The sequence below is a fragment of the Stakelama sediminis genome, from assembly GCF_014199335.1.
GTDB classification, from domain to species: Bacteria; Pseudomonadota; Alphaproteobacteria; order Sphingomonadales; family Sphingomonadaceae; genus Sphingomonas; species Sphingomonas sediminis.
In genome coordinates this window covers 42,284-57,436 of record NZ_JACIJI010000006.1, presented here as the reverse complement: position 1 = coordinate 57,436, position 15,153 = coordinate 42,284, and the positions used below count along the sequence as shown (strand labels likewise).

Genomic DNA, 15,153 nt, shown 5'->3' with positions numbered 1-15,153 from the left:
ACTTCCGCCTTCGGTTCTTGCCATCAGCATCTCATACTCCCCCGATGATGCGGCGTTCTTGCCCCAGCGGCACGATCCATCCGCCCGCGCGGTCCGACCGTGCAAAGTCATCTGGCTGCGTGGTCTCGGTCAACCGGCCCCGCACTGCCTCAGGCTCGGCATCGATGGCGGCGCGGATGAGATCCCGGTCAATCCCGACGAAGATCGGCCGGAGATTAAGGCGAGCGAGCACTTCCTGATCGGTGCCGGAGATATCGGCATCGTTTACAGGTCCGGCGCGGGTGACGATTCCACCGACAAGCCCGCCGATCGAGCCTGTCTTCCCAACCTCACCCACCGGGGCGGAATCAAGTAGCGATCGTGCCGTTTGGATATCCGCCCGGAGCCGGTTGGCAAATGACTGATGGGTCATCCTCTTTAGGACATCGGACAGTTCGGCATGCCCAAGTGGCCGGATTAGATTGGCGATGTGGAGGCGGAGCAGCCCGATGAAGAGTGCGTCTTTTTCCTCTGGCTTGATGGGCTCGCCCTCGTCCTCGGGGTCCTTGACCGAGAGATGAGCATCCGCGGGGCCTGAAGCAGCCATGCCCCAACGTGTCGCGATGGCGATACGCTTCACGGTGACCTTGCGGCTTCGGGCCGTCACATCAATCCGCGCGGCCTGCTTCCAGGCGCGGGCCAATGCCGCTGCCGGTCCTCCTGCATCATGGCAGCCCTTGGCCTCCGCGACGGTCAGGGAGGACAGGTCGGAGGCGCAAGCGATCCAGTCAGGCAGATCGCCTCGGGACAAGCGCTTGATCTTCACCCTTCTGCGCCCGTCGAGATCTACTACGCGATTACCGAGATGCGCGAAGATCGAAAGGTTGAAATACCGTTCGAGATAGGCGCGCGCGATAAAACGCCCGAACAGACCAGATAAGGCCACCTTCACCTCGCGGGCCTGACCTAGCGGCTCCTTAAAGATGAAGGGCGTCCCAGAACCGGTAGGGGTGAGCAGCGCATCCAGAATGGACCATGCGCCATAAGCTGCACCCGGCGTTTGTAGCACTTCCCGAATACCTGCGTCCTCGATGGCCACTACATCTAGGTCGACGGTGGGGCCGCTGACGGGATTGGCGGTTGGGGGGTCAAAGCTGTGCAGGAAGGTTCTTATCATAAAGCCAGCGCTCGGTCAGTTCACGTACTCAATTGCGCTGGCTGTGAGATCGATATTGGCCCCGCGCCCTCCGATCGCCTTCGCGGCGACGTGGGAGGTCGCGGTGAAGGAAAGCACCTTCCTTACTGTACACGGGGCGAATGCTTCTCGGGTGGTGTCGGTCTCATGCGGCAGGCATTCCTGCGTGCCGCCCCTGCCAGCGATAAGACGCACGCGAACCATGCTGTCAGCCTCCCTCGATCTGCAGTGGCTTGCCGCTGAACACCATGAGATTGTCAGGCTCAGATGCGAACCAGGCATAGCTACCCCAAGCTAGACTGCTGACAGTTTTGCGGAATGTCGGTGAAGCTCGATCAAGATAAGCGGTCACGAACGCCACGTGCTGTGGCGCAAACCCAGCCCCTTCTGCAATTTGCAGGAGTGCCGTCTTGCGCGCATCGTTGACGGGACCGTCCGTGTGCACGACCTCGATGAAAATGAGCAACGGGTGCGCCGGGCCGAGGTCGACCAGCACGATGTCGGGCAGGCTTCTATCCGTTGGGATTGTCAGACCGATCGCCTTGGCCAGTTCGTCATCGCGCGCCACTACCTTATTGCCACTCTCGCTCAGGGTGATGACCCCCGGCTTTTGCAGGAACTTCGGCGCGAAAACTTCGATCACCGCCTTGGAAATGTCAGCGCTCGGTCCGGTTGTCATGCGCCGAGTTTCGCCGTTAGGAAAAGTCACAAGTTCATAAGCGCCGCCACCGGCCGCGCCCCTGCGAACGATCGCAATTCGCGCGAGCGCGCCCGCGTTGAGATGCTTCTCTCGCCAAGCGGCCGCTTTCGCAATGAACGTGGCTTCATCAAGTTTGGGCGACAGGAGACCCGCGAAGTCGGCCTGCAGAGCATAGCGGCCGGCCGGCGACGTAGTAGAAAGGCCGGGGCGCTCGATCACAGCGCTATTTTGGATTAGGGCATATCGGATCGTGTCATCGCGGATAGATTCCCGTGTATTCACCGCGTACCAGCGGCCAGGGACGTCCGCCTTGCTTGGCGTGATGGAAGCCTTCGCCCATGCATGGCGTGCATCGTCATCCGACAGAGCTGCTTGCTCGTCGGTCATGCGCGTGACCTGGTCAGGGCGAATCCATCGGTCTGCGCCTTCGACCGCGCCCGCGTAGAGCATGACAAAGATCGTCTTGGCCGCGATTTCCCAGATTGAATGCTCGCGGTTCTGTAGGCCTTCTGGGAATATTTCCGGCAAACGTGCGTGGATGTCCTTCCACGATAGGACCTGGGGGAGCGTCATGCTTTGAGGCCATAGAGGCTGCGCAAGGCCTTTTCGATGACCGCACGCGGAGAGTCCTTCGCGACAAGCCGCTCGATTTGCACCATGGCCGAGGCAGGCGGCAGCGGAATGGCCTCCAATTCAAACGCCGACACGGCGACACTCCCGCTGATGCAACGGAACACCTGATCGACCACGTCGCTGTTGAGCACGGCGGCAACGGTAGCCGGGGTCACTTTCGGCTTTCCGATAGCGCGCACCATGTTCAGGTGGTTTTCGACGATGACACCACCATGCGCGTCGATGAAGGTCTGCGGCAATTCAGCCGCTATCAGGCGGCGCAGTTGCTCCTTGGCAGTCGTGCGCTGCACCAGGACGCACCCTTGCTCTACGACAAGCCATTCGTCGCCCGCTTCCGTCTTGAAGTAGGGAGCATGGTTCTTCTTCTGTGCTCGGAATACAAAGCGCCCATCAGCCGTTACGGCCTCCGCCCAAATTAGGGGGTGCAGTCCGTGCGCCGCGCGGGTGCGCATCTGAGGCTTGAACCTATTCCACACAAGCGGCCCAGTCGAAACGCCATATCCCCAATCCGACAGGCGGGCGGCCATGCCTTCGGCCGACTTGATCAACCCCACATGGCCCGGCTCGCGGGGCGCAAGCCACGGTGCGCTGGCGTCGAGCGGAAGACCAACTTTGCCGTTCTTAGTTAGCCGCGCTTCGCGCTCGTTATCGACATTGAGATAATGAACTTGGAAACGATCCCGCTTTCCGCCCTTGCGATAGAGCGCAAGTAGGGTCTCCTGCAGGACATCCTCGAAGACGCCACGGCGGGCATGGACAAAATCAATCGCGATGGGTGGAGCCTGGTCCGCGAGAAGCCGGCGCAAAGCAGTGTAATACTGTCCACCTAGAACGCTCGTGGGCGTGAGGTAGGCAATGACGCCTCCCGGCCGTGTCCATCTCAGCGCAACGTCAGTGAACACGCCATAGAGGTTGGCATGGCCGTACAGACTGCGTGCATAGCGGGCGCGTTGCGCAGCCGAGAGGGTCACGCGCCCGTAGGGTGGATTGCCGATCACCAGGTCATATTGCGCCACGGGCGTCTCTTCGAGCGTGTCACAGACTTTCACAAAGACTGGTGTAGTGCGACCGCTCGCCATGCTGAGATCGGATAGGAAGATTTCGAGCGCGGCCTGTGAGAGGGACGCCGCATGCGGATCAAGCTCGAGGCCCGAAAGACGGGTGCCTAGCTGGGCAAGGACAAAAGCCGGCTCGCTGCCTTCAAGTGCTAGGCGCATGCGCGCGGCGACTTCCAAAAGGAAGGCGCCACCGCCGCTCGCCGGGTCGAGCACTCGTGCAGTTGACCAGTCAACGCCGCCTTCATCGGCGAGATCGAGCAGGCGCTGTGTCAACGCCGGAGGCGTGTAAAATGCGCCGAGGGCGCTGCGCTCTCTCCCCGGCAATAAGGTCGTATAGAGGCTAGTCAAGAAGTGGCCGCCTTCTAGGATAGGCAGTATCGCCGCCTCACGCCCAATAGATGTGGCGAGCTGGCGCGCGGTCGCGTCGAGCTTTCCGCGGACAGCCACAAAGGGCGGGCTGAGGGTCAGCCGAGGAGCCACACACGCGGCAAATGCCTCTATTGCTGCCCTTGCGAAAAGGGCGGCTTGGCTGGTGCGGCGCGTCTCCGGAATCGTTTCTGCCCAAGCCCTTGCCATGACGCGGGCGCGCGCCAATTCGACGCGCTTGGAGTCTATGGCAACGGCCGCGTCGGCTATCGCTGGGCTTTCCAAGCGTGCGGTCGATCTAGAATTTGTCATCTCTTCCCCCCATCCCGCGCTTTAGCCGTCTTCGGCTTGTAAGGCGCCACCTTGATTTCGCTCGCCCGCTTCCGGACTTCCGCGATGTCAAAGCTGGTCTGCATCTCCATCAACTGTTCGATAGACACGCCAAAGGCTTTCTCTATGCGAACCGCCATTTGGGGCGTCAAATCCGAGCGGCCGTTAAGCAGGGCCGAAAGCGCCGGCCGGGTCACGCCTAGTACCTGTGCGGCATCCGTCACCGATAGACCATTGGCCTCGACAATTTCGCTTTTGACGAACTCGCCAGGATGGCCAGGCTCTGTTGTCCGGACTGCAGCTCGCATGTGGCCGCCTCCCTACCTTTGCGACTTTATGGACTGTGCCCTGTAAAGAGTCGCTTTACAAGTCCTTTGTTCCATTTTTGTTCGCAGGAGGAATGCAGCCGAAATTGCTCTATCAGAACACACTCACTCGATTGAGTGAGGCTCAGCGGGCGTCCTGTCTCGGGTCTGCTCGAGGGCCTCAACGTCTTCGTTGGTTAGCCCGATGCGGCGGCTGTGTTCAGCCAGCATGCTGCCAAGACGCAGATGAGGTTCGGGATGGGAGTGTCGATCCTGCGTCAAGCCGCCAAATGCTCCTCGGGGATCAGCCCATCGTCGGGTGGGCTGCACATCCTCTTCAGGAAGCGGGTCAGAGTAGCCTTCCTGGCGCCGCGGTCGAGCGCGTAGGACGTCTGCTTAAATTCCACGCCGTCCAGAAGTCCTCCAATATAACCGGAGATCGTGTCCGCGGCCATGATCAACGCCGCGTCCAGCGAGTGAATATATTTGCTCGTGACGGTGCCCCGAGAGTGCCCGATCAAAGCTGCGATCGTTGTCTCCGTAAAGCCCAGGTCATTCGCCACACTCGCAAAACTATGACGAAGGACATGCGGCGTCACATCCGCCAAAGCTGTATTCTGGAAAATTTTCTCCCAGTGATTGGGAAAGCTGCCGAAGGGGTTGTCCTCCCCGCCGCCGGGGAACACGTAGGTCTTCGAAACCTTCGATCTACACTCCTCATGACCTGCCCCCCGCTGGCTCCCTCGATCTGATGTAGAGTCTGCCCCAACGAAGGAGCAGACGAATGAAGAAGAGCCGTTTCACCGAGGAACAGATAATCGGGATGATCAAGGAGCAGGAGGCGGGCCTGCCAACGGTGGAGGTTTGCCGCAAGCATGGCCTCAGCCCGGCAACGTTCTACAAGCTGAAGGCGAAGTACGGCGGGCTGGAAGTGTCCGATGCCCGGCGTCTGCGGCAACTTGAGGACGAGAACGGCAAGCTCAAGCGGCTTCTGGCCGAGAGCGTGCTGGACAACGCGATCCTGAAAGACCTGTTGGGAAAAGGCTGACGACGCCAGGCCAGCGACGGGACGCAGCGCTCGGCGTGATGCGGGATTACCAGGTCTCGCAGCGCCGAGCCTGCGTGCTGATCGGCGTCGATCCGAAAACGGTCCGGCGAGAACGTCCGCCTGACCATGCTGTGATCCGCGAGGCGATGCGCGAGATCGCCGGCCTGCGCCGCCGGTTCGGCTACCGGCGGGTCGGCGTCATGCTCGAACGCAAGGGGCACATCATGAACCACAAGAAGCTCTACCGGCTATACCGGGAGGAGGGTCTGTCGGTGCGCCGGCGACGGGGGCGCAAGCGTGCTCGCGGCAGTCGCACGCCGATGCCGGTGCCGCTGCGGCCAAACGATCGCTGGTCGATGGACTTCGTGGCCGACACCTTCGGCGCCTCCCGTCGGCTGCGTATCCTGGCGATCAATGATGATGCCTGCCGCGAAAACCTGTGCCTGCTGGGCGATACCAGCATCTCGGGCGTGAGGGTGGCACGCGAGTTGGACACGCTGGTGCGGCTCTATGGCAAACCGGCTTGCATCGTCAGCGATAACGGGACCGAGTTCACCAGCCGGGCGATCCTGAAGTGGGCTAGCGAAAACCGGGTCGAGTGGCACTACATCGATCCCGGCAAGCCGCAGCAGAATGCGTTCATTGAATCGTTCAATGGGTCGCTGCGCGACGAGTTCCTGAACGAGGAGCTGTTCGACAGCCTGGCTGACGCCCGGCGCAAGCTGGCCGTCTGGCGCTACGACTACAACAACGTCCGGCCGCACTCATCCTTGGGGAACCGGACACCGGCACAAGCGCGTCGGGCGTTCCTGCATGATGGAAGCCTCACACCCGACGCGCTTGTGCCGGTGGAGCAGCACGAATATCAAACCGGCAGACTCTCGTTATGACCGCGGGACCAGCGGGGGGCAGGTCACTCAAGGTATTCCATCACGGACAAACCAATCGGCCGGACGGACGCTCCCTCCTTGCTGTCGGCCAGGCGCAAACAGCTTGATGCAATGTCGACGTTGTCCCAACGAAGCCCCACGATCTCAGACCGGTGGCATCCGGTGAGCGCCAGCTGCCGAACGATCTCTACCGTCATCCGGTATTTGTCGAAGAGCGCGTCCGGCGTCGTGCTGTCGCTGATCCTCTCTTGCAGCAGCCATAGAAAGCCGGGCCGCATCAGACTTACCAATCCGGAATGACCTGAAAAACTAAGACACAAAAGATAGTAATAGATTACTTTCTCTCAGAAGTGTATGACCTCTCGACCGAGGCTATCGCCATACGGCTGAGGGAGACCAAGGAGTCTTGGGTCGGCGTGAGTGCATTGGCCTCATGTTGACGATGTGTCTTTGCAACTCCGGGAGTGGGTATAGATGAAGAGTTTTCCAAATAATCATCGCAAAAGTAACCACATAAGGCGCTTGGAATTGCCGGTTTTAGCATTCGCGATATTTTCAGTCGGGTATCCGGTTTCCCCGGTAAGGGCAGAGCAAGTGCCAATTGCCCACTATGTTGCAGACGGCCGTCCCTGGAAGATGACCACGGAAGATGGCCGCGTTACCACTCTTGTCCTTTTTGAGAACGGCAAAGGCAAGATGACCGGCGGGCCTGTGAAATTGTCCCCGAAATGGAGACCGACGCCAGATGGCCTGTGCCTCAAACCCGGCCTCCTGCTTTCCGAGCGGTGCGTGCAATTGGTGCGATCCAACAATGGATACGTCGGCATGAGGGCTGGCGAGCAGCTCTTCAAGTTGGAACGATAGGCTACGTTTCACAAGAGCGAATGGGACGAGGTCGATGTCTAAATATAGACTAAATTTTACTATAAAAGCTTCCGGTGTAGCGGCAATTCTATTTGGAATAGCTACGGTCGTTTCGGGTGGAAACGCGATTCTTAATCTTTACGGGATACGTAAATATAGCGAGGAAATTGTATCATTCGTCCTGTATTTTAATTTTCTTGCTGGATTTGCATACATCATCACCGGGATCGGTTTGATTTTGCGAAGTAGATGGGCGCCTGCATTCGCGGTCACCGTAGCTATTGTCACTGTCATTGTCTTTTCTGGCTTTGGAGTGTGGATATTCCAAGGTCGCGCTTACGAAATGAGAACTCTCATTGCCATGAGCCTGCGAACCGCATTTTGGTGTAGCGTGAGCATTGTCGCATTGTTCGCGCGCAATGCTTATTCAACTTCGCCAGTTGCGGAAACTGATTTGAGACCAAATGACTCCGATCATATCGGGACGGAGATGCCACGCCACGGCAACGACAATATACTGTAAGTAAAGAAAACATAGCGCAACCGATAAGTCGACTACTGATCTGGTCACGAAACAGGAGTGGATGAGGCTACTTCGGACGCCCCCCAACCACCTCCGATCGCTTTATACAGTGCTACCAGTTGCACAGCAGCTGTCGTCTGCGCGTGCGCATTTGCAGTTTCGGCCTCGTGCAGCAGGCGCTGGACCGCAAGCAACTCGATCCGTGTGATGTCGCCGGCGGCATATCGCGCCTCGGCATGACCGGCGCTCCGGCGTGCAGCATCGAGCGCCGCCTGCCGCCGCGCCAATGTGGCAAGCCCGGCGTCATAATCGCTCAAACTGCGCTCCGCATCGCCGAGAGCCGCCAGCACCGCCTGTTCATAGCCGAGCGCCGCCTGCCTTTGTGCGGCCTCCCGGGCGCGGATCTCCGCGCGCACGCGGCCGCCGTCGAACAGCCGCCAGGAAATGAGCGGCAGGATGGAGAAGCGAGTGCTGGATGAGTCGAACCAGTCGCCCGGACTGAGCGCCTGAAATCCGCCACCAGCGCCAATGGACAGCTTGGGAAACAGCTCTGCGGTTGCAACGCCAATATCAGCGGTGCTGGCAGCGAGTCGCCGTTCAGCAGCCAAAACATCGGGGCGACGACGCAAAATGTCGGCACGCTCCCCTACCGGCAGCGTCGGCAGCGTGAGGGTCGACGCAGCGCTATTGAGCAGCTTCAGTTCCCGCTCCGGCGGTGAGCCGAGCAGGACACCGATACTGAGCACCGCCCCGCGCTGTCGAGCCTCGATGTCCGGTAGCGCGGCACTGGCCGCAGCCAAGCGTTCATAAGCGGCCTCCACGTCGGCCTCAGAAACGTCGCCGAGAGCGGCTCGGCTGCGCATTAGGTCCAACGTCTGTTGCAACGTCGCGACCATCGCCTGCTGCGTACGCAATTCCTCTCTGGCGCCGGTCGCCTCGAACCATGTGCGGGCGACCTCGGCCGCGATCCGCATGCGCACGCCCTGCGCTTCGGCTTCGGTTGCCTGCAGCCTGGCGCTAGCGCCTTCTAACCCTCGCCGATTGGCACCGAACAGATCAAGTTCCCAGGCTGCGTCGAAGCCGGCGTCGTAGATTGTCTGGGACGCTTCAAGGCCGGGAATGGAGCCAATGGGCAGCGGGCCATTCTCGCTTTGCCTGCGCCGATTCACGCTGGCGCCGGCGGAAGCCGTGGGAAGTTGTTGACCAGCAGCTCGATCCCGCAGTGCGCGCGCTTCGTCGATCCGCGCGGTGGCTTGGCGGATATCAAGGTTCTGAGCCAGTGCGGTGTCGACCAATCTCTCCAGTTCAGGGTCGCCAAGTGTTGACCACCAGCGGGTAAGGTCCGTTGGCACAGACGCCCCCGCGACCGGTCTGGTCCAGCCGCTGCCCGTATCAACGGTAGGTGGCGCGTGATAGTCGGGACCGACGACACAGGCAGTCAACGAGGTGCAGCCAGATATCAATATTGCGGCGCGCGACCATCGCCGAGAGCGTCCGCTCGAATCCGACAAGACTGCTGATTCGCGATGGTGGGTCAATCTCATTGCAGACGTCCTCGAACGAAGATGGTGGCCATGGTGAGCGACACCAGGGCGATCAGCGCCAGCGGCCAAAGGCTTGCAAGGATGTCGCCGGGCGACATTGCTTTCAGAAAGCTGCCTTCCACGATGATCAGAAAATGGGTGAGTGGAATCGCCTGAGCCAGCCATTGCAGCAGCGTGGGCATATTCTCGACCGGCGTGGCGAAGCCCGACATCAGAACGGCAGGCACGCCAATGGCGAAGGCGCCAAGGATGGCCTGCTGCTGAGTCGCGCTGATCGCGGAAATCATCAGGCCGATGCCCACCACCGACAGGATAAACAGAACCAGACTGACAAATAGTAGCCCAAACGATCCGTTGAACGGAATCCGGAATGGTCCCGCGGCCGCCGCCATCATCAGAAGTCCGAGTATGGTGCCGATGACCAGCGCCGGTAGGGATTTGGATATAATGATTTCCGGCGTGGAGGTTGGCGACACCAGCAACTGGTCGAACGTTCCCAATTCGCGTTCACGGGCGATCGACAGCGACGTGATGAGCAGCGCGCTGAAGAAGGCCAATATACCGGAGAGGCCGGGCACGATAAACCAGCGGTACGTCAGATTGGGATTGAACCAGTTGCGCACCGCTGCCGGCGTCGCGGGCTTGGCGTCGGCATTGGCCTCCGCACCAACCTCGGCAGCGATGGCGGAGAGATAGCTGGCTGTGATCTGCCCTGAGTTGCTCCGCCGGCCATCGATCAGCAACTGGATGCGACCATTGTCGCCGGCAGCAATGGAGCGCGAAAAGTCTGGCTGGATATCGAGCGCCGCGATCACCTTGCCCTGGTCGATAAGATGGCGCAGCTCCCGGCTGTCGGTCACGCGATAGACCTGAGTAATGAAGTCGGCCCGGTCCAGCCGCGTGATCAGTTCATACGACCAGCGGCCCGCATCCTGATTGTGCACGGCGATATCGACATTGCGCACTTCCAACGTTGCGGCAAAGGCAAACACCAGCAGTTGCAGCAGTGGCGGCACGAACACGACCATGCGGCTGCGCGGATCGCGCAGAATGCTCAGCACTTCCTTGATGAACTGGGCTCGCAGGCGGGTGAAAGTGAAATAGCTATTGTGTTGCGCCATGGCCGCTCACTCCAGATTCTTGCGCGTGACGCGCTTTGCCAGGAGGAAAAACAGGATGCCGATTCCAGCCATCGCCAGCAGGTTCGGCACGAAGACCGGCCAGATGTCTCCGGCCAGAAAAATGGTCTTCAGCGAAGAGACAAAATAGCGTGCCGGGATCAGCCAGGTGATGGCCCGGATCGGCGCGGGCATGGCATCGATCTCATAGAGAAAGCCCGACAGCATGAATGCCGGCAGAAAACCGGAGAACAATGCAATCTGTGCAGCCAGAAATTGATTGCGGGTAACGGAGGAGATCAGCAGCCCCTGGCCCAGCGCAGGCACCATGAACGTGGCCGAAAGCAAAAGAAGAGCAGCCAGCGATCCGCGCAGCGGCACGTCGAATATAAAGACTGCTAGTGCTGTAGCGCCAAGCGTGGACAACATGCCAAGCGCAAAATAGGGCAGGAGCTTTCCGATCAGGATTTCAGCGACAGAAGCAGGCGTTGAAAGCACCGCCTCCATCGTGCCGCGTTCCCATTCGCGCGCGACCACCAGGGCGGTCAGCATGGTGCCGATGATGGTCATGACGATGGCGATGGCGCCGGGTACGAGCGAACGACGGCTTTCCAACTCGGCGTTGAACCAGTAACGGGGTTCCAGTGTTACGCCTGCCCGGGATGCCTCGACACCGAGGCCGTCGCGCCAAGTCTGCACGACGCCCTGCGCATAGTTCGTGACATAGTTGGCGGTATTGGGCTGTGAACCATCGGTGATGATTTGCACGAGAGGCTGAGCCCCACGGTTGGCCAGGCGTTGCTCGAAATCCTGCGGAATCACGACAAAGCCGCGCAAGCTGCCGGAGACGACCCGGTCGGCGACCTCGCGCCGGTCATGGGCGAAGGTTACATCCAGATAGCGCGTGCCGGCGAATGCGGCGGCCAGTGAGTGTGCTGACGCGGATTCGGATTCCTGCACCACGCCGATGCGCACCGCACGCACGTCCAGCGACACGGCATAGGCAAACAGAAATAATAATACGACCGGGAGAACGAAGGCGATCAGTAGCGTGGACGGATCGCGCATCGCCTGCAGGCTTTCTTTGAGCACCAGAGCCCAAAGACGCTTTGGATCGAAGCGGCGCACGGCCTCAAGTGGCACCCGGTGATCCGGGCGCGGTCCGTTCGTGCTGTTCATGCCGCCGCCCCGCTGCGGGCTTCGTCAGCGAGATCTTCGGCTTCGACCAGATGAATGAACGCGTCTTCCATGGTCGGGTCGGGCCGGGTATCGCTGACCGCGCCGCGCTTGAGAGCGTCCGGCGTGTCAAGCGCGATCAGCCGGGCGCGATAAAGCATCGCTACCCGATCGCAATATTCTGCTTCGTCCATGAAATGGGTGGTGACCATCACCGTCACGCCCTTGCGGGCAAGGCCGTTAATATGGGTCCAGAATTCGCGCCTGGTGATGGGGTCGACACCTGAAGTCGGCTCATCCAAGAACAGCACGGGCGGGCGATGCATCACCGCGCAGGCCAGCGCCAGGCGTTGCTTATATCCAAGCGGCAATGAGTCCGGCGCTGCCGAGAGCCAGGGTTGCAGACCGAAGATGTCGACCATCTCCTCGATTCGCGCCTGCCGCGCGGCGCCTTCCAGGCCATATACGCCCGCGGAGAACTCCAGGTTTTGTCGCACGGACAGCAAACCATAGAGCGAAAACTTCTGCGCCATATAGCCAAGCTGGCCTTTGGCCGCGCCGGTCGCCCGGCGCAGGTCCAGTCCCACCACATGAGCCTCGCCGCTGGTGGGTTTGAGCAGGCCACACAGCATTTTGAACGTAGTCGATTTGCCGGCGCCATTCGGTCCGAGCAGGCCAAAGATTTCGCCTTTGCGGACCTCAAAGCTTACAGTGTCAGTGGCTGTGAAATCGCCAAAGCGCTTCGTCAGATCTCGGCAGGAAACCGCAACGTCTGAGGCAAGTTCGACCGGCGACAACCCCTCGGCGAGTGCTGATGTGCCGCCCGGACCACCACCCAGAAGATCAATGAAGGCGTCTTCGAAACGGGCGGGTACCGCCCTGAGCTGCGCATCGGCCCGCCCGGCGAACGCTGCTATCTGTTCGGTTCCCGCATGAGCGCGCAGCACCACGCGTACGCCTGCACCCTGGATCACCCCATCGCTGACGCTTTCCAGATCCAATGCCTCGGCAAGCACGGCCCGCCGCTGATCGCCAACCTGTTCCAGACGAAAGCTCCGGTTTGTAAGGCGCGCGGTCAGCTCTCCGGGTGGCCCGTCATAAGCGAGCTGACCTTCGTTGAGCAGCAGCACGCTGTCGCAGCGTTCGGCTTCGTCGAGGTAAGCGGTCGACCAGACTACGGCCATCCCTTCGTCGGTCAGCGCCTGCACCATGCGCCACAGGTCCTGACGGCTGACCGGGTCGACGCCGACGCCCGGTTCATCAAGCAACAATACGGCAGGCCGGGCCATCAACGCGCAGGCCAGCCCCAGCTTCTGCTTCATGCCGCCGGAGAGCTTGCCCGCTAGGCGTTCGGTAAAGGGGGCAAGACGCGTGAAGTCGAGCAATTCCGCAAAAAGGTCAGCGTTCCTGTCGGCATCCATACCGCGCAATTGCGCATAGAGGCGCATGTTCTCCATGACCGACAAGTCTTCGTAGAGGCCAAAGCGCTGCGGCATGTAGCCGGTCGCGACGTGGATCGCGTTATTGTCGTCCACCACGTCAAAGCCCGCCACCACGGCGTGGCCACTGTTCGGCGCCAGCAGACCTGTCAGGATGCGCATCAAGGTTGTTTTGCCCGCGCCGTCCGGTCCAACCAGCCCGGTAAGACGGCCGTACCGGATGCGTGCGTTCAAGCCCTGCAATGCATGCACGCTGCCAAAATGCTTGTTCACCCCGTTGATGACGACCGCGACCTCACTATCCGTGTCGCGTGGCGGGCCGGATGTTGCGCTACCGGGCTCCACCTCAACGGCCTTTGGCGTGCGCGTTGGGGGCTTGCCCGGCATCGACGTCGATGGTCACCGGCATGCCTTGGCGCAGCGCGGCATCTGCATTGGTGACCACGATCCGCAGGCGATAGACCAGATCCGTGCGCAGATCCGTGGTCTCTACCGTTTTTGGCGTGAACTCGGCGCGCGGTGAAATGAACCCGATCTGACCTTGATAGACCTTGTCGGACGAGTCGCTGCGAACGCGCACCTGCATTCCGGGCGCGATGCGGCCAAGATCCGGTTCGCTGACATATGCACGTACATAAACCGGCGCATCAAGGCTGAGGCTATAGATTGGACTCTGACTGACAACCATGCTGCCGGGTTCGCGTACCCGTGCGATGATCGTGCCGGTACTTGGCGCAGCCAATACTGTGTCTGCAAGGGCCGTGGCCGCCTGTGCCCGTGCGGCTTGCGCGGCGGCCAGGCGGGCTTGCCCCGCGGCGATATCTTCCTTGCGGAAACCTTCCGCGGCCTGCGAATACGCGGCCCGGGCGGCGTTGACTCGGGCAGTTGCCTGATCGCGCGCGGCACGCGCGGCATCGGCCGCTTTTTGGCTGGTGGCTCCCGACGTGATCAACTGGCTCTGCCGATTGAAATTGCGCTCCGCATCCTTGGCGACGGCCAATGCCTGATTGAGGGCCTCCTGGGCCTGGACAATCTCTTGTGGACGTAGGCCGCGATGCAATTTGTCGAGGTCCGCTTGAGCCACGGCTACGGTCGCATCGGCCGCCGCGAGCGCTTCTCTGAACGGCTGAGCGTCGAGGGCTGCCATGCGCTCGCCCGTTTCGACGTGATCACCTTCATCGAAGTTCATCTGCGCCACACGGCCGGACTGACGGAAGGCCAATTGGACCTCCCGGATGTCGACATTGCCGTACAAGCGCAGTGCGTCGTCGCCGTGGCTGCCACGCTGCATCCACAGCCATCCAGCACCAACTATCGCAATGACGGCGGCAACAACGATGACCCGCTTTGTAGTGCTGGATAGACGGATGCTCTTCATTGCACCGTTCCGATACCGCGCAGATAGATGGCAAACACGCCGGGCGCATCGCTACGAATGCGGGCGACGTCACCCGCCAGCATGGATTGCATGACGAGGCCCTGGATCGTGCCGATGAACAGGGTGGCTGCGGCATCTAGGTCGAGGCCCGCACGCAACTCGCCCTGTGCCTTTCCCGCTTCGAGCAAGCAACGCAGCCGTTCGCCATAGTGGCGGATCAGCGTCTGGGCCATGCGTTTCGGAAGAGTCTCACCCGGTCGTTGCAACTCCCCGAAAAGCATTCTCGGTACTCCCGGATGGTCAGACACGAAATCGATATGCGTCATGAAAACCGCCTCAAGGGCTGCGATCGGAGACGTGGCTCCTTCTGCAGCCTCATCCACGCGGGCGAGCAAGCGCTCGGCCACCCAGGACATGACCGCCTCTAAGATGGCATCCTTGCTTGGGAAGTGGCGGAACAGCGCCCCCTGGGTCAGTCCCATTCGCTGCGCGATGGCCGTCGTCGTGATGTCGCTTGGATTCTGTTCCCCGGCCAGGCCGACCACCGCCTCTACGGTCGCCGCCCGTCGCTCGTCAGCGGGAAGATGCTTGGGATGCCCACTCATGG

Annotated in this window: 14 protein-coding genes; 2 read left to right on the top strand and 12 right to left on the bottom strand. The window is 60.8% G+C overall.

Features of this window, described 5'->3' with window-relative positions; all coding sequences use genetic code 11:
• Positions 1 to 31: 31 nt before the first annotated feature.
• From FHR23_RS13540 to FHR23_RS13520, 5 genes are all read right to left on the bottom strand, one after another.
• Positions 32 to 1,156, bottom strand: coding sequence for a hypothetical protein (locus FHR23_RS13540; protein WP_184005057.1), 1,125 nt, complete (start codon positions 1,154 to 1,156; stop codon positions 32 to 34).
• A gap of 226 nt (positions 1,157 to 1,382) precedes the next feature.
• The gene (locus FHR23_RS13535) at positions 1,383 to 2,447 is read right to left on the bottom strand and encodes a BsuBI/PstI family type II restriction endonuclease (RefSeq protein WP_184005055.1); all 1,065 of its coding nucleotides are present in this window, start codon (positions 2,445 to 2,447) and stop codon (positions 1,383 to 1,385) included.
• Positions 2,444 to 3,913, bottom strand: a complete 1,470-nt coding sequence (locus FHR23_RS13530) for an HsdM family class I SAM-dependent methyltransferase (RefSeq protein WP_246359895.1) — start codon at positions 3,911 to 3,913, stop codon at positions 2,444 to 2,446. Before FHR23_RS13530 ends, FHR23_RS13535 begins: the two co-directional genes overlap by 4 nt.
• 326 nt (positions 3,914 to 4,239) lie before the next feature.
• The gene (locus tag FHR23_RS13525) at positions 4,240 to 4,569 is read right to left on the bottom strand and encodes a HigA family addiction module antitoxin (protein WP_184005051.1); all 330 of its coding nucleotides are present in this window, start codon (positions 4,567 to 4,569) and stop codon (positions 4,240 to 4,242) included.
• Between the two features lie 275 nt (positions 4,570 to 4,844).
• Positions 4,845 to 5,252 (bottom strand): tyrosine-type recombinase/integrase, encoded by a 408-nt coding sequence (locus FHR23_RS13520; protein ID WP_343043164.1) that lies wholly within the window; start codon positions 5,250 to 5,252, stop codon positions 4,845 to 4,847.
• 98 nt (positions 5,253 to 5,350) lie between these two features.
• On the opposite strand from FHR23_RS13520, the gene FHR23_RS13515 reads away from it, so the two are divergent.
• Positions 5,351 to 6,504, top strand: a protein-coding gene (locus FHR23_RS13515) for an IS3 family transposase (RefSeq protein WP_184005049.1) whose coding sequence is annotated in 2 segments (ribosomal slippage) — positions 5,351 to 5,609 and positions 5,609 to 6,504 — 1,155 coding nt in all. Because the reading frame shifts where the segments join, the coding sequence is not laid out codon by codon here.
• 23 nt (positions 6,505 to 6,527) lie between these two features.
• Here FHR23_RS13515 and FHR23_RS13510 read toward each other — a convergent pair.
• Positions 6,528 to 6,782 carry a hypothetical protein gene (locus FHR23_RS13510; RefSeq protein ID WP_184005047.1) on the bottom strand — a complete coding sequence of 85 codons (255 nt, stop codon included), beginning with the start codon at positions 6,780 to 6,782 and terminating at the stop codon, positions 6,528 to 6,530.
• Positions 6,783 to 7,402: 620 nt separating this feature from the next.
• Here FHR23_RS13510 and FHR23_RS13505 point away from each other — a divergent pair.
• The gene (locus tag FHR23_RS13505) at positions 7,403 to 7,891 is read left to right on the top strand and encodes a hypothetical protein (RefSeq protein WP_184005045.1); all 489 of its coding nucleotides are present in this window, start codon (positions 7,403 to 7,405) and stop codon (positions 7,889 to 7,891) included.
• A gap of 44 nt (positions 7,892 to 7,935) precedes the next feature.
• Here the strand turns inward: FHR23_RS13505 and FHR23_RS13500 are convergent, their stop codons facing one another.
• From FHR23_RS13500 to FHR23_RS13475, 6 genes are all read right to left on the bottom strand, one after another.
• Entirely contained in the window at positions 7,936 to 9,333 is a 1,398-nt protein-coding gene (locus FHR23_RS13500) for an efflux transporter outer membrane subunit (protein ID WP_246359894.1), read from the bottom strand.
• Between the two features lie 98 nt (positions 9,334 to 9,431).
• A complete protein-coding gene (locus FHR23_RS13495; protein ID WP_425506372.1) occupies positions 9,432 to 10,496 on the bottom strand; it encodes an ABC transporter permease in 1,065 nt (354 codons plus the stop codon).
• A 66-nt stretch (positions 10,497 to 10,562) separates the two neighbouring features.
• On the bottom strand, positions 10,563 to 11,732 hold the full coding sequence (locus FHR23_RS13490; protein ID WP_184005039.1) for an ABC transporter permease: 1,170 nt from the start codon (positions 11,730 to 11,732) through the stop codon (positions 10,563 to 10,565).
• A complete protein-coding gene (locus FHR23_RS13485) occupies positions 11,729 to 13,555 on the bottom strand; it encodes an ATP-binding cassette domain-containing protein (RefSeq protein ID WP_221227539.1) in 1,827 nt (608 codons plus the stop codon). The genes FHR23_RS13490 and FHR23_RS13485 overlap by 4 nt, the downstream gene beginning before the upstream one ends.
• Positions 13,515 to 14,546 carry a secretion protein HlyD gene (hlyD, locus tag FHR23_RS13480; protein WP_184005036.1) on the bottom strand — a complete coding sequence of 344 codons (1,032 nt, stop codon included), beginning with the start codon at positions 14,544 to 14,546 and terminating at the stop codon, positions 13,515 to 13,517. The genes FHR23_RS13485 and hlyD overlap by 41 nt, the downstream gene beginning before the upstream one ends.
• Positions 14,543 to 15,151 carry a TetR/AcrR family transcriptional regulator gene (locus tag FHR23_RS13475; protein ID WP_184005034.1) on the bottom strand — a complete coding sequence of 203 codons (609 nt, stop codon included), beginning with the start codon at positions 15,149 to 15,151 and terminating at the stop codon, positions 14,543 to 14,545. Before FHR23_RS13475 ends, hlyD begins: the two co-directional genes overlap by 4 nt.
• Positions 15,152 to 15,153 lie beyond the last annotated feature (2 nt).

What these genes read in the sequence shown, in the direction of transcription:
- FHR23_RS13540 (WP_184005057.1), bottom strand. Translation starts at nt 1,156, where the DNA reads ATGATAAGAACCTTCCTGCACAGCTTTGACCCCCCAACCGCCAATCCC.
- FHR23_RS13535 (WP_184005055.1), bottom strand. Translation starts at nt 2,447, where the DNA reads ATGACGCTCCCCCAGGTCCTATCGTGGAAGGACATCCACGCACGTTTG.
- FHR23_RS13525 (WP_184005051.1), bottom strand. Translation starts at nt 4,569, where the DNA reads ATGCGAGCTGCAGTCCGGACAACAGAGCCTGGCCATCCTGGCGAGTTC.
- FHR23_RS13510 (WP_184005047.1), bottom strand. Translation starts at nt 6,782, where the DNA reads ATGCGGCCCGGCTTTCTATGGCTGCTGCAAGAGAGGATCAGCGACAGC.
- FHR23_RS13505 (WP_184005045.1), top strand. Translation starts at nt 7,403, where the DNA reads ATGTCTAAATATAGACTAAATTTTACTATAAAAGCTTCCGGTGTAGCG.
- FHR23_RS13490 (WP_184005039.1), bottom strand. Translation starts at nt 11,732, where the DNA reads ATGAACAGCACGAACGGACCGCGCCCGGATCACCGGGTGCCACTTGAG.
- FHR23_RS13485 (WP_221227539.1), bottom strand. Translation starts at nt 13,555, where the DNA reads ATGCCGGGCAAGCCCCCAACGCGCACGCCAAAGGCCGTTGAGGTGGAG.
- hlyD (WP_184005036.1), bottom strand. Translation starts at nt 14,546, where the DNA reads ATGAAGAGCATCCGTCTATCCAGCACTACAAAGCGGGTCATCGTTGTT.
- FHR23_RS13475 (WP_184005034.1), bottom strand. Translation starts at nt 15,151, where the DNA reads ATGAGTGGGCATCCCAAGCATCTTCCCGCTGACGAGCGACGGGCGGCG.